This is a genomic window from Nocardioides luti (genome assembly GCF_014212315.1).
Lineage (GTDB): Bacteria > Actinomycetota > Actinomycetes > Propionibacteriales > Nocardioidaceae > Nocardioides > Nocardioides luti.
On record NZ_JACKXE010000001.1, the window covers coordinates 2,520,498 to 2,533,670 of the forward strand.

Sequence of the window (13,173 nt, forward strand, 5' to 3'; positions counted from 1 at the left end):
CGGGCGGGACCCTCAGAAGACGTCGTCGTCGCGTCGCGGACCGGGCACGGTCAGCGTCGCGATGACGGTGGTGAGCGGGACCGCCAGCACCAGACCGATGCTGCTGGCCAGCGCGCGCACGACCTCCTGGCCGATGTCCTCGGTCACGAGCAGGTCGAGCAGCGGCTGGTCGTAGAGCTGGATGACGAGCAGCACGGTGAGCGCGGTCCCGGCGTAGGCGAAGACGATCGTGTAGATCGTCGAGGCGATGTGGTCGCGGCCGATCCGCATGCCGCGGGCGAAGAGCTGGGCGCGGGTCAGCGTCGGCGCCGCCCCGCGGAGCTCCCACACCGCCGACGCCTGGGTGATCGTGACGTCGTTCAGCACGCCGAGCCCGGCGATCACGATCGCGCAGGTGAGCAGGCCCTGGAAGTCGAGGCCGCCGGTGAAGCTGGACAGCACGCTGCCGCTCTCGTCCCCCGCCCCGGTCAGGTGCGTCCCGCCGACCGCCAGCAGACCGGTGGCGGCGGTGATCGCCACGCCGGCCAGGGTGCCGGCGAGGGCTGCGCTGGTGCGCATCGAGAAGCCGTGGGTCGTGTAGAGGACGACGTACATGATGGCCGCGGAGGCGACCAGGCCCACCAGCAGCGCGGACTCGCCGGCGAGCAGTGCGGGCAGCACGAACTGCCAGATCACCACGCCGCTGAAGGCGAGGCCGACGATCGCGAGCACGCCGCGGAGGCGGGCGACCGCGACCACGACCAGCACGAAGGCGCCGAGCAGCCACCACAGGGCGCCCGAGCGCTCGGTGCCGAAGTAGGAGTAGGCGACCGGCTGGTCGGGCGCCGCCGCCGGAGGGGCGAGCAGGCGGACGCCGTCGCCGGGCTCGAGCCCGGAGGCCAGCACCTGGGGGGCGACCTGGACGGTCGCCCGGGCGCCGCGGTCCGGGCCGCTGGTCACCTCGACCTCGAGCGCGTTGCACTCCCCGCTCCCGGCGCCGGGCCCCGGGGCCGTCGTGCAGACGGGGGCGACCTTGCGGACGACGGCGTCGGGGAAGGTGACGCCCGGCGCCGCGAACTCCACCGACCGGCGGACGTCGTCGACCTTGCCGCCGTCCGGCCAGAGCCAGACCAGGCCGCCGACCGTGGTCGCCGCGAGCAGGCCCAGCACGGCGAGCAGCACCACCCGGGGGACCCGGGCGACCTCGACGTCGTCCTCGTCGTGGCGGTGCGCGCGGTGGGAGTGGCCGTGACCCATGGGGTCATCCTGACGGACCGGTGGCTGGGCCGGTGGCTGGGCGGTCGGGCGAGCCCGGTCCGGACCTGTCCGTCCGGCCACTGGTCAGCGGTCCGCGCCGGGCCCTAGTTTGTGACGGCGGTCACAGCAGTGGTCGCGTCCACCGTTCTCGGAGGTTCGATGCGTCCTCTCTCGCGTGCCCGGCTCGCCCGGGCCGGCGGCACCCCTGCCGGTGTCCTGGCCGCCGCCGCTCTCGTCACCCTCAGCACCCTGCTCGCCCCGCTGGCCCCGGCCCAGGCGGCCGTCGCTCCGTCGTACGTCGCCCTCGGCGACTCCTACTCGTCCGGCACCGGCACCCGCAGCTACCTCAACGACGGCACCTCCTGCCAGCGCTCGACGTACGCCTACCCCAGCCTGATCGCCGCCGCACGCGGCTACGCCCTGAACTTCCGTGCCTGCTCGGGCGCGAAGATCCCGGACGTCACCAACACCCAGCTCAGCGCGCTCTCGACGGCGACGAAGTACGTCACGATCTCCGTCGGCGGCAACGACGCCGGGTTCGCGGACGTGCTCACCGAGTGCGCGCAGCCCGGGTGGGCGAGCAACTGCGACGGGGCGATCAACACCGCGCAGGCCTACATCACCAACACCCTGCCGTCCGCGCTGTCGACGCTGTACGCCGCGATCCGCAGCCGCGCCACCACCGCGAAGGTGGTCGTGGTGGGCTACCCGCGCGTGTTCATGGGCGAGGACTGCAACGCGTTCACGTGGTTCTCCCCGGCCGAGGAGACCCGCCTCAACGCGACCGCGGACCTGCTCAACAGCAAGCTGTCGAGCGCGGCCGCCGCGAAGGGCTTCGCGTTCGCGAACCCCACCAGCCGCTTCACCGGGCACGCGGTGTGCGACGACCCCGAGTGGCTCAACGGCCTGTCGAACCCGGTCAGCGAGAGCTACCACCCGAACCGGCTCGGCCACTCCTCCGGCTACACGCCGCTGGTCAGCGCGCTGCTCACCGGCGCCACGCTGACCGCGTCCGCCGCGACGCTGCGGACCGCCGCGGCGTCCGGGCCGGCGCTGGCCGCGCAGCAGCGGGAGTACGCCGCCGCCGACCGCTCGATCAGGCCGCAGGTCTTCCGGGCGCCCGACCTGACCAGTCACCGGATGCGGGTGGCGGCGCAGCGGGCCGGGATCGACCTCGACCGGTGGATCGCCCGGCACTGACGCGCCGCTGTCACCGCGGGCTGGTAGAACCGGGGCCATGCGACGACCCGGCACCCTGACCGCGATCGCCCCGCTGGTGCTGCTGACGGGGCTGGTCACCGGTTGCGACTCCGTCGCGGAGGTGACCAGCCCCGGCCCCGACCCGGACGACACCGTGGCGGCGCTGGCGACCGCGCTGGCGTCCGGGTCCTTCGACGACGTCGCCCTCGCCGGCGACGACCCGGCCCGGGTCGGCCGGCAGTGGCAGGCGATCACCGAGGGGATGGGGGACGTCGAGCCCACCGTCACCGCCGGGAACGTCCAGGAGGACGGCGACCGTGCCACGGCGACGTACTCCTGGTCCTGGCCGCTCGGCGCCCAGGACTGGACCTACGAGACCACCGCGGACCTGACCCGCGTCGACGACGAGTGGCAGGTGGCCTGGGAGCCGGCCCTGGTCGAGCCGAGCCTCGAGGCCGACACGGTGCTCACCGCCACCTCGGTGGCGGCGCGGCGCGGCGAGATCACCGGTCGCGGGGGCGCGGCGATCGTCAGCGAGCGTCCGGTCGTCCGCTTCGGGATCGACCGCCAGAAGGTGCCCTCGCCCGACGCGGGCAGCTCCGCCCGCCGGCTCGCGCGGCTCGTCGGCATCGACGCCGCCGCCTACGCCAAGCGGGTCGAGGCCGCCGGGCCGCGGGCCTTCGTCGAGGCGATCGTCTACCGCCGGGGCGACGCACCGTCGGCGGTCGCGGCGTACGACACCATCCGCGGCGCGGTCGCGCTGCCGGACGAGCTGCCGCTGGCCCCCACGCGCGAGTTCGCCGCCCCGATCCTCGGGACCGTCGGCGACGTCACCGCGGAGATGATCGAGAAGGACCCGGACGCCTACCGCGTCGGAGACCAGGCCGGGCTCTCCGGGCTCGAGGCCCGCTACGACGACCAGCTGCGCGGGACGCCCGGCGTGGTCGTGGACACCGTGGCGGAGGGCGGCGAGGAGCGCGAGGTGTTCCGGGTCGACGCGACCGACGGGGAGCCGCTCGCGCTCACCCTCGACGTGGACCTCCAGCAGACCGCCGAGCGGCTGCTCGCCGACGTCGGCCCCGCCAGCGCGATCGTCGCGGTCAAGCCGTCGACCGGCGACCTGCTCGTGGCCGCCAACGGGCCGGGGAACGACGGCTACAACATCGCGACCTACGGTCAGCTCGCGCCGGGCTCGACCTTCAAGAGTGTCAGCGGGCTGGCGCTGCTGCGCGCCGGGCTCACTCCGGACTCCGTGGTCCCCTGCACCACCTCGATCACGGTCGACGGCAAGACCTTCACCAACTACTCCGACTACCCGGCCGGCGCGACTGGGCGGATCCCCTTCCGGACGGCGCTGGCCAACTCGTGCAACACCGCCTTCATCTCGCAGGCCGGGCGGCTCGGGGACGGCGACCTCGCCGACGCGGCCGCGTCGCTGGGCCTCGGGATCGACCACGACCTCGGCTTCCCGGCGTACTTCGGCAGCGTGGCGCCGCCCGCCTCCGAGACCGAGGCGGCCGCCGACATGATCGGCCAGGGCGCGATCCTGGCCTCGCCGATGGCGATGGCGGCGGTGATCGGGTCGGTGCAGGCGGGCACGGCGGTGGTGCCCCGGCTGATCACCTCGCTCGACGTCGAGAAGCAGGACGCCGACGCGCTGACGCCGTCGGAGGCCACCCAGCTGCGGGCGCTGCTGCGTGGCGTCGTGACCAGCGGGAGCGGCCGCGGCCTCCTGGACGTCCCCGGGCCGCCGGTCATCGCGAAGACCGGCACCGCGGAGTTCGAGCGCGACGGCAAGGTGCTCACCCACGCCTGGATGATCGGGGCGCAGGGCGACCTGGCCGTGGCGGTGTTCGTCGACGTCGGCTCGTCCGGCTCCGGCACGGCCGGGCCGATCCTGGAGGCGTTCCTGCGGGCGGCCCGCTGAGCGGGCGCCACCGACGTGCTCCCGCCGGCACGCGGGGGTCCCGGCACAGGACCCCCGCGTGCGGTGCGCCTGGGATCCGTCACATGGGGACGGGCCGGATCCCGACAGGGGTGAACCCCTCACTGCATGGGGTCAGCAAGGGGTTCATGCCGACGACAAGGTGCTCCCTCCGAAGTCGACGTGCCAAGAATCCCACAGCGCTCCGCGCCATGTCCCCGGTTTCCTGCAACCGCTCGGGGTGACAAGGTTGGTGCATGGAACCCCTCGACCTGCTGGCCCCCGACCACCGCGGACTGCTCATCGGAGGGGCCTGGCGAGCGGCCGACGGCGACGACCGGTTCGAGGTGACCGACCCCGCCGACGGGTCCGTGATCACCGACGTCGCGAACGCCTCCGTCGCCGACGCCGTGGAGGCCCTGGACGCCGCCGTCGAGGCGCAGGCCGCGTGGGCGCGGACGGCGCCCCGCGAGCGCGGGGAGATCCTGCGGACGGCGTTCGAGCTGGTCACCGAGCGGGCCGACGACTTCGCCCGGCTGATGAGCCTGGAGATGGGCAAGACGGTCGCGGAGGCGCGCGGCGAGGTCGGCTACGGCATCGAGTTCTTCCGCTGGTACGCCGAGGAGGCGGTCCGCATCCACGGTCGCTGGATGCAGGCGCCGGCCGGCGGCAGCCGGCTGCTCACGATCAAGAAGCCGGTCGGCCCGTGCCTGTTCGTGACGCCGTGGAACTTCCCGCTCGCCATGGGCACCCGCAAGATCGGGCCCGCCATCGCGGCCGGCTGCACGATGGTGGTCAAGCCCGCGCACCAGACCCCGCTGACGATGCTGGCGCTGGCCGCCGTGCTCGCCGAGGCCGGGCTGCCCGACGGCGTGCTCAACGTCGTCCCGAGCACCCGCGCCGGCGAGATCAGCGAGGCGCTGATGGGCGACGACCGGCTCCGCAAGGTCAGCTTCACCGGCTCCACCAACGTCGGCAAGGTGCTGGTGCGCCAGTCCGCCGACCAGCTCCAGCGGGTCTCGATGGAGCTCGGCGGCAACGCGCCGTTCCTCGTCTTCGAGGACGCCGACGTCGACGCCGCCGTGGACGGCGCGATGGTCGCGAAGATGCGCAACATGGGGGAGGCCTGCACGGCCGCCAACCGGTTCCTCGTGCACTCCTCGCTCGCGGGCGAGTTCGCCGAGAAGCTCGGCGCGCGGATGTCGGCGCTCACCCTCGGTCGCGGCCAGGACGAGGGCGTCGACGTCGGCCCGCTCATCGACGAGAAGGCCGTCGACAACGTCGGTCGGCTGGTGGCCGACGCCGTGCAGGACGGGGCGACGGTCGTCTGCGGCGGCGAGAAGCCGGACGGGCCGGGGTGGTTCTACCCGCCGACGGTCCTGCTGGACGTCCCGGTCGACGCCGCGATCAACGTCGAGGAGATCTTCGGCCCGGTCGCGCCGATCACGACCTTCGACACCGAGGACGAGGCGGTCGCCCGGGCGAACGCAACGGAGTACGGCCTGGCGTCGTACGTCTACACCCGCGACCTCGCCCGCACGATCCGGATGGCCGAGGCGCTCGACTTCGGCATGGTCGGCATCAACACCGGCCTGATCTCCAACCCGGCCGCGCCGTTCGGTGGCGTGAAGGCGAGCGGCTTCGGCCGCGAGGGCGGCTTCGAGGGCATCGAGGAGTACCTCGAGACGACGTACGTCGCGCTGCCGGCCGGCTGAGTCGCCGACCGGCGCTGCCGCCGGTCAGCGGGCGGCGAGGTCGGCGCCCGCGCCGTCCGGTCCCGACGTGGCCGCGGCCGTCGTCGCGGGTGTGCTGCCGATCCCGGTCACCGCACCCTCGACGGCCCGCTTGATCAGCGCCTCGAGGTCCAGACCGGTCGTCGTCTTGAGCATCGACAGGGTCTGCACGACGTTGTCGGTGACCTGACGGGGGATCGCGCCGGCCCCGTCGGAGGAGATGACCGTCAGCTGGTCGATGGCGGCGATGGGGGCGGCCACCTCCCGGGCGATCTGGGGCAGCACCTCGATCAGCATCTGCAGGACGGCGGCGTCGTTGTAGTTCGCGAACGCCTCGGCCCGCTTGTCCATGGCCTCCGCCTCGGCCTGGCCGATCGCGAGCGTCGAGGCCGCCTGCGCCTCGCCCTCGGCCCGGGTCGCCTCGGCCTCGGCGGTACGGCGGGCCCGCTCGGCCTCACCGCGCTTGGTGCCCTCGATCGCCTCGGCCTCAGCCAGCGCGGCGCGACGGGACTTCTCGGACTCACCGCTCAGCCGGGTCTCCTCGGCCTTGGCCTGGGCGTTGGCGATCGAGGCCGCCTTGCGGGCCTCGGCGGCCGCGATCTCGGAGTTCCGGTTGGCCTCGGCCTCCTGCTCGACCTTGTACCGCGCAGCGTCGGCCGGCTTGCGGACCTGGGTCTCGAGCTGGCGCTCGGTCAGGGCGGCCTGGCGCACGGCGACCTTCTCCTGCTCGAGCAGGATCGCCTGGTCGCGATCGGCCTGGGCGAGCGGACCGGACGCGGCAGCGGTCGCGGAGGCGGCATCGGTCTCGGCCTTGATGCCGGCTTGGCGCAGGGCCAGCGCCCGCTGCGCGACCGCGATCTCCTCCTCGGACTTGATCCGGGCCTGCTCGGCCGCCTGTCGGGCGTTGGCCTCGGCGATCGCCGCGGCCTGACCGATGCGCGCGGCCTCGGGGCGCCCGAGGTCGGCGAGGTAGTTGCCGTCGTCGGTCACGTCCTGGATCTGGAAGGTGTCGAGGATCAGCCCCTGACCGGTCAGGGAGTTCTCGGACTCGTCGGCGACGCGCTGGGCGAAGGCCGCGCGGTCCCGGATGATCTGCTCGACGGTGAGCCCGCCGACGATCGAGCGGAGCGCGCCGGCCAGCACCTCCTGGGTGAACGGTTCGACCTCGTCCTGCTGGCTGAGGAAGCGCTGCGCGGCGAGCCGGATCTGGTCGGCGTTGCCGCCGACCTTGACGATGGCCACGCCCTCGACGTTCAGCTTGATGCCCTGCCCCGAGACGGCGCCGCGGATCTGGACCGAGATGCGACGGCTGGACAGGTCGAGGGTGGCGAGCTTCTGGACGAACGGGATCACGAAGGTCCCGCCGCCGAGGATCACCTTCTGGCCGGACAGGTCGGTCGTCAGCGCCCCGGTCTCGGGGTTGCGGACCGCCTGGCCCTTGCGGCCCGTGACGATGTAGGCCTCGTTGGGGCCGGCGACCTTGTAGCGACTGGTCACGAGCAGCACGATCAGTACCAGCAGGACGACGAAGCCGATGACCGGCACGAGCAGGGAGTCCAGCACGAGAAGGGCCTTTCCGAGAGGGTGGGAGGGTCAGTCGAGCTCGAGGTCGTTCCACACGGGGGCCACCGTGACCGCCGTCGGGGAGAGCACGCCGGTGACGTGGACCTGCGTCCCGGTGACGAGGGCGCGCTCGGCCCGGGCGTTGAGGCGCAGGGTGTGCCCACCGATCTGGAGGCGTACGACGCCGAAGCCGTCGCCCGGGATGTCGGTGATCACGGTGGCGTCGTGCCCGATGGTGTCGTCGGTCGTGGGCGTCGCGTCGCTGGACCCGTCGCGCACGAGGCGGGTGAGCCAGGAGGCGAACCAGCCGAAGCCGGCGCCGGCAACGACGCCCACCGGGACGGCGATGACGGTCGGCGCTCCCGCGGCCTGGGCCAGGGCGCCACCGAAGCCGAAGGCGGCGACGAACCCGGCGACGACGGCGCTCGAGAACCAGTCGGCCGTCAGGGCGTCGCCGAGGCCGTCGAGGGCGCTGCCGACGAGGTCGCCGACGAGCAGCGAGAGGCCGAGCAGGACCAGCCCGGCGATGCCGATCACGAGGAACGTCGTCACACTGCTGCCCCCGGTGCTGTGGGCGGTCCTCCCCCGACGGGGACCACGTCGCCACCCTAGTGCGCGGCGGCGCCCGCCGGGGAGGGATCGGGGCGTTGGCGACCGTCAGCCGGCGGCGCCGGCGAGCGCGACGAGCCAGCGGTCCCAGTGCCGGTCGAGCCGGTCCCGGCCGTGGACCGGGCGGTGGTCGGAGACCCAGAAGCCGAACACGTCGTCGCCGGCCGGGGTGTCGTGGCGCAGCTGGAGCCAGACCGGCCGGGCGTCCGGGGCGCGCGGGGCGTCCCCCACGCCGACGGCGGCCAGCGCGGCCCGGGCGAGCGGGCGCAGGTCCTCGGCGTACCTCTCCGTCGTGAGCCGCGCGGGCTCGACCTGCTCCGGGAGGCCGACCTCGAGCGCGAGCAGGACGTGGTCGCGCCGACGCTCGAGGCGCCAGGACGTGGCCGCCACCGGCAGCTCGGACGACACCGTGCTGCGCTGGACCCGCTGCAGCATCTCGACGTCCGCATGCGCGACGCGGCCGGTGACCAGCACCGCCGAGGGGCCCGAGGTGAAGCGCCAGGTGGTCCCGGCGCCGCCGTACCCGATCCGGCTCGCCTCCGTGGCGTCGTGCAGGAGCCCGCCGTCGGAGGCGACCGCGATCGTCTCCGTCCCGTCCTCGACGGTGTAGGTCACCGGCCCGAGCAGCGCCTGGGTCACGGCCTGCCAGCTCTCCAGCACGGCGAGCTCGTCGTCGCGCCCGGCGAACGTGTCGTCGACGACGAGGACGTCCCCCTCCTCGTCGGCCGGCTCGAGCTCGAGGCGGTGGCTCGGGTAGTCGTCGCGGACCGTCACCTTGCCGACCGCCCGCAGGAGCAGCACCAGGTCGGCGGCCGTCAGGTCGGGGTCGACGGTCAGCTCGATCCGCGGCGCCTCGGCGTCCGAGGGGGCGGTGACGTCCGCGCTGAGCACGCCGTCGACGCGGCCCAGCCGGGTCTGCACGCTGTGCGCCAGGTCGACGCCCTCCGAGCACCCGGCCAGCAGGCAGGACGACAGCAGCAGCGCCGCGGCCGTGGCCGCCGCCGTCGCCGCCGTCGTCCGGACACGGCGCAGCCCGGTCCCCCCAGGTCCCATGGCCCAAGGCTCCCGCACCGTGCGTCGCGGGGGTGGCGGAACCACGAGACCTTGAGGGGATCGTGAGAATGGCGGCATGGAGCTCTGGACCGGAGTGGTGGAGCAGTACGCCGAGTTCGCGGACTACGCGCGCGGCGACTCGCCGTGCTTCGAGGCGTGGGCGCGCGGGGTGGCCGACGACCCCGAGGTGGTCGCCTGGATCGCGACCCTGCCCGAGATCAAGCAGCAGCCGAACCTCGTCTTCGCCGCGGCCCGGTGGCACGGGGTGGCCGCGCCGGCGGCGTACGCCGTGCTGCGGGAGGCCCTGCTCGCCGACGGCGCCGGCGAGCCCGGCGAGCCCGGCGACCCCGGCGGTATCGGCCCGATCCGGTCGACGATCCTGGCGCGGGCGACGCAGACCAACGAGGTCGGCCGGCTCGCGACGCTGGTGCCGGCCTTCGCGCAGCTGGGCGGCGGCGTGCCGCTGTCACTGCTGGAGGTGGGGGCGAGCGCCGGGCTGTGCCTCTACCCCGACCGCTGGTCCTACGCGTGGTCGGCCGGCCCGGCCGGGTCGGACGTGGTGGAGGTGGGTGCGCCGGGCGCGGCCGGTCCGCTGCGCGCCGAGGTGGACGGGCCGGTGCCGTTCCCGACCGCGCCGCCCGCGGTGGCCTGGCGCGGTGGCGTGGACCTGAACCCGCTCGACGTGCGCGACCCCGACGACACGGGCTGGCTCGAGACGCTGGTCTGGCCCGAGCACGACGACCGTCGGGCGCTGCTGCGTGAGGCGGTCGGGGTGGCGGCCGCGGACCCGCCCGAGCTGGTCCGGGGCGACCTCCTGGAGGAGCTGCCGGGGCTGGTGGAGCGCGCGTCCGAGCACGGCCCGGTGGTGGTCTTCCACAGCGCGGTCATCGCCTACCTCGAGCCGGACGACCGGCGGCGCTTCGCCGCGATGATGCGCGACCTGGTCGCGGCCGGCCGCTGCCACTGGGTCAGCAACGAGGGGCGCAGCGTCCTGCCCGAGGTGAGCGCGACCTGGCCGCAGGAGGCTCCGTCGGGACGGTTCGTGCTCGGCGTCGACGGGCAGGCGGTGGCCTGGACCCACGGCCACGGCCGGTCGATGACCTGGCTGCGCGGCTGAGCCCGGCGGTTCCTCAGTCGGGCACGCCCAGCGACCCGGCCAGCCCGCTGCGGGAGCGGATGCCGAGCTTGCGGTAGACGTGCGAGAGGTGCCACTCGACGGCCTTGACGCTGACCTCGAGCTCCTCGGCGACCTGGCGGTTGGTGCGCCCGAGGGCGGCCAGCCGCGCGACCCGGCGCTCGGAGACGGTGAGGGTGGCGAGCGCCTCGCTCTGCACGGGGCGTGGCTGCTCGCCGAGGCGTTCGAGGAGTCGCCGGACCCGCGCCGTGAGCGGCCACAGGTCCTGGCGACCGGCGTAGGCCTCCGCCGCGCGCAGCAGCACGAGCGCCTCCGTGGCCCGGCCCTGCAGGACCAGCAGCCCGGCGAGGTCGGTGTCGACCTGGGCGGCCAGCCGGCCGGCCCGGATCCCCGCCAGGGTGTCCCGCGCCCGGCGCAGCAGCGCGAGCTGCTCGGTCCCGGTGCCGGTGGTCGCCACCGTGCGGAGCGCCAGCGCGACGGCGTACGGCGTGGTGGCGAGGTCCAGCTGCTCGCGGGCCAGCCGGGTGGCCTCGCTGCGGCGGCCCAGGCGCAGCGCGGCGAGGGCGGCCCCGACCCGCCAGGGCGCCAGGTCGTCGGGCAGCCGGCCAGAGGCGTCGGCCAGGAGGACGCCCGCCGTGGCGAAGTGGCCGGCCGCCGGCTCCGGCTCGTGCAGGGCGGTGGCCAGCTCCCCGCGGGCGTGGTGCGCGAGCGCCCCGCGCAGGCCGTCCGCGGCGAGGTGGACCTCCAGCTCCTCGCCGAGGACCAGGGCCTCACCGACGTCGCCACGGGCCAGCCGGCAGTCGAGGCCGACGGCGAGCAGCATCGCCGTGTCGGCGGAGTCGGGCTCGAGCACGGCCAGGACCCGCAGTGAGTCGAGGTCGCCCAGCGCGGCGTTGACCTCGCCCGCGCGGGCCTGCTCCCACGCCCGCAGCAGGGCCGGGTGGGTGGTCGGCGGGTGGTGCGCCCGCACGACGGTGAGGGGCGCGGTGTGCGCGGGGCCCCGCGTCCGGGTGCCGGGGGCCGCCGACGGTTCCGACTCGGGTCCTCGCATGCCGCACAGGCTAGGAAGCGACGCCCGGGGTCGTGCCCCGATTGCCCCGAACCCGTCCGGGTGGACCAGTCAGGTGTCGGCCCAGGAAGGCCAGCAGCTGGACGTCGTACGACGTCCCGACCGCGGTCGGCCGGGGGCTGTCGAAGCGGCGGCCGCGGTCGCTCGGGTCGACGACCGTGCGGGCCACGGCGAGCAGCATCCGGGCCAGGTCGTCGGGGATGGGGGCGTCGCGCCCGGTGCTCTGGCCGACGTCCCAGCCGTGCACCGTGATCTCGAGGGCCGCGGTGGCGACCAGCAGCGGGGCCGCGAGGTCCAGGTCGCCGACCCGGACCCCGGCCCGCGCGACGGGCGCGGCCCGCGTCCAGGCGCCGAGCAGTGCGCACGCCTTCTGCTGCAGCACGTCCGTGCGGGCGTGTGCCGGGCCGGGGCGGTCGACCTCGACGAGTCCCTCGGCCGCCTCGGCGAACGCGTCGAGCGCGTCCTCCATGTGGGCGAGCAGGTCGTCGAGCGACCAGCCGGCGCACGGCGTCGGCAGGTCGAGGTGGTGGTCGGTGACGTCGGCGAGCACGACGCGGGTGTAGCCCAGGGCCCGGTCGAGGAGCTCGACGGCACCGTCGAGCGCCGCGGTCACCGCGGGGCCGGGGCGTTCTCGGTGCTGGCCGGGACGTAGTCCGCCGGGAGCCGGTCGGGCAGGCCGAAGGTCGCGAAGAGCCGGGCGTCGAAGAACGCGCTGACGTGGCGCACCTGGTCGCCGTCGAGGTCGAGCACCTGCAGCTGGAACGGCACGAAGTCGCCGGCCTCGGTGCGCATGTAGAGGCCGAACGCGGGCTGCCCGTTGGCCTCGGTCGCGATCATCGGCATGTCGTGCGAGCCGCCGGGGCACTCGGTGCCGATCAGCCACCCGATCGCCTCGGACCCGCGGAACCAGCTGGTGAACGGCGGCATCTCCCACGTGGCCTCGGCCGTGAGCAGGCTGACGATCGTGTCGATGTCCTTCTTCCAGAAGGCGTCGACGTAGCGGTCCAGCAGCGAGCGCTGGGCGTCGGTCAGGTCCGGGCGCACCGTCTCCTCGCTGAGCCCGCGGTCGGCGAGCTGCGCGTGTGCGCGCTGGAGGGCGGAGTTGACCGCCGCGGTGGTGGTGTCGAGCGCCTCGGCGACCTCGGCGGCCGACCAGCGGAGCACGTCGCGCAGGATCAGCACGGCGCGCTGCCGGGCCGGCAGGTGCTGCAGCGCGGCGACGAAGGCCAGCCGGATCGAGTCGCGCTCGGCGACGACGACCGCGGCGTCCGGGACCGGCTCGAGCCAGGCGATCTCCGGGTCCTGCTCGAGCGCGTCGCCCATGGTGGCGTCGGACGTGCCGAGCCCGGTCGGCAGCGGCCGGCGCGGCCGGCTCTCGAGGTTGGTCAGGCAGACGTTCGTGGCGATCCGGTAGAGCCAGGTCCGCACCGAGGACCGGCCCTGGAAGTCGCCCGAGGCCTTCCAGGCGCGCAGGAAGGTCTCCTGCACGAGGTCCTCGGCCTCGTGGACCGAGCCGCTCATCCGGTAGCAGTGCGCCAGCAGCTCGCGCTGGTAGCGCTGCGTGAGCGTCGGGAAGTCGTCCAGCTCGGTCGTGCCGTCCGTGCCCTGCGCGCTCGTCACCGTGGTCGTCCCTCGTGCCGTCATCGGGTGC

General features: G+C 74.6%; 11 protein-coding genes. 4 read left to right on the forward strand and 7 right to left on the reverse strand.

What is annotated here, in order from left to right:
• Positions 1–12 precede the first annotated feature (12 nt).
• Positions 13–1,236 carry a YibE/F family protein gene (locus tag H5V45_RS11980; RefSeq protein ID WP_185253130.1) on the reverse strand — a complete coding sequence of 408 codons (1,224 nt, stop codon included), beginning with the start codon at positions 1,234–1,236 and terminating at the stop codon, positions 13–15.
• A 159-nt stretch (positions 1,237–1,395) separates the two neighbouring features.
• Here H5V45_RS11980 and H5V45_RS11985 point away from each other — a divergent pair, with 159 nt between their 5' ends.
• The 3 genes from H5V45_RS11985 (at position 1,396) to H5V45_RS11995 (ending at position 6,075) form a co-directional block, all read left to right on the forward strand.
• Positions 1,396–2,436 carry an SGNH/GDSL hydrolase family protein gene (locus H5V45_RS11985; RefSeq protein ID WP_185253131.1) on the forward strand — a complete coding sequence of 347 codons (1,041 nt, stop codon included), beginning with the start codon at positions 1,396–1,398 and terminating at the stop codon, positions 2,434–2,436.
• A gap of 37 nt (positions 2,437–2,473) precedes the next feature.
• Positions 2,474–4,363: a penicillin-binding transpeptidase domain-containing protein gene (locus H5V45_RS11990; protein WP_185253132.1), complete on the forward strand. Its 1,890-nt coding sequence runs from the start codon at positions 2,474–2,476 to the stop codon at positions 4,361–4,363.
• Between the two features lie 254 nt (positions 4,364–4,617).
• On the forward strand, positions 4,618–6,075 hold the full coding sequence (locus H5V45_RS11995) for an NAD-dependent succinate-semialdehyde dehydrogenase (RefSeq protein WP_185253133.1): 1,458 nt from the start codon (positions 4,618–4,620) through the stop codon (positions 6,073–6,075).
• Between the two features lie 24 nt (positions 6,076–6,099).
• Here the strand turns inward: H5V45_RS11995 and H5V45_RS12000 are convergent, their stop codons facing one another.
• The 3 genes from H5V45_RS12000 to H5V45_RS12010 form a co-directional block, all read right to left on the reverse strand.
• Positions 6,100–7,656 (reverse strand): flotillin family protein, encoded by a 1,557-nt coding sequence (locus tag H5V45_RS12000; protein WP_343061537.1) that lies wholly within the window; start codon positions 7,654–7,656, stop codon positions 6,100–6,102.
• Positions 7,657–7,686: 30 nt separating this feature from the next.
• Positions 7,687–8,208 (reverse strand): hypothetical protein, encoded by a 522-nt coding sequence (locus H5V45_RS12005; protein WP_185253134.1) that lies wholly within the window; start codon positions 8,206–8,208, stop codon positions 7,687–7,689.
• Positions 8,209–8,313: 105 nt separating this feature from the next.
• Complete coding sequence (locus H5V45_RS12010) at positions 8,314–9,318, reverse strand: hypothetical protein (RefSeq protein ID WP_185253135.1); 1,005 nt, start codon at positions 9,316–9,318, stop codon at positions 8,314–8,316.
• A 76-nt stretch (positions 9,319–9,394) separates the two neighbouring features.
• On the opposite strand from H5V45_RS12010, the gene H5V45_RS12015 reads away from it, so the two are divergent.
• A complete protein-coding gene (locus H5V45_RS12015) occupies positions 9,395–10,435 on the forward strand; it encodes a DUF2332 domain-containing protein (protein ID WP_185253136.1) in 1,041 nt (346 codons plus the stop codon).
• Positions 10,436–10,448: 13 nt separating this feature from the next.
• On the opposite strand, the gene H5V45_RS12020 is transcribed toward H5V45_RS12015, so the two are convergent.
• Genes H5V45_RS12020 through H5V45_RS12030 form a run of 3 tightly spaced genes read right to left on the reverse strand, consistent with a single transcriptional unit; the run spans position 10,449 to position 13,166 of the window.
• The gene (locus H5V45_RS12020) at positions 10,449–11,504 is read right to left on the reverse strand and encodes a helix-turn-helix transcriptional regulator (RefSeq protein WP_185253137.1); all 1,056 of its coding nucleotides are present in this window, start codon (positions 11,502–11,504) and stop codon (positions 10,449–10,451) included.
• Positions 11,505–11,514: 10 nt separating this feature from the next.
• Positions 11,515–12,135 carry a TIGR03086 family metal-binding protein gene (locus tag H5V45_RS12025; protein WP_185253138.1) on the reverse strand — a complete coding sequence of 207 codons (621 nt, stop codon included), beginning with the start codon at positions 12,133–12,135 and terminating at the stop codon, positions 11,515–11,517.
• Complete coding sequence (locus tag H5V45_RS12030; RefSeq protein WP_185253139.1) at positions 12,132–13,166, reverse strand: sigma-70 family RNA polymerase sigma factor; 1,035 nt, start codon at positions 13,164–13,166, stop codon at positions 12,132–12,134. The genes H5V45_RS12025 and H5V45_RS12030 overlap by 4 nt, the downstream gene beginning before the upstream one ends.
• Positions 13,167–13,173 lie beyond the last annotated feature (7 nt).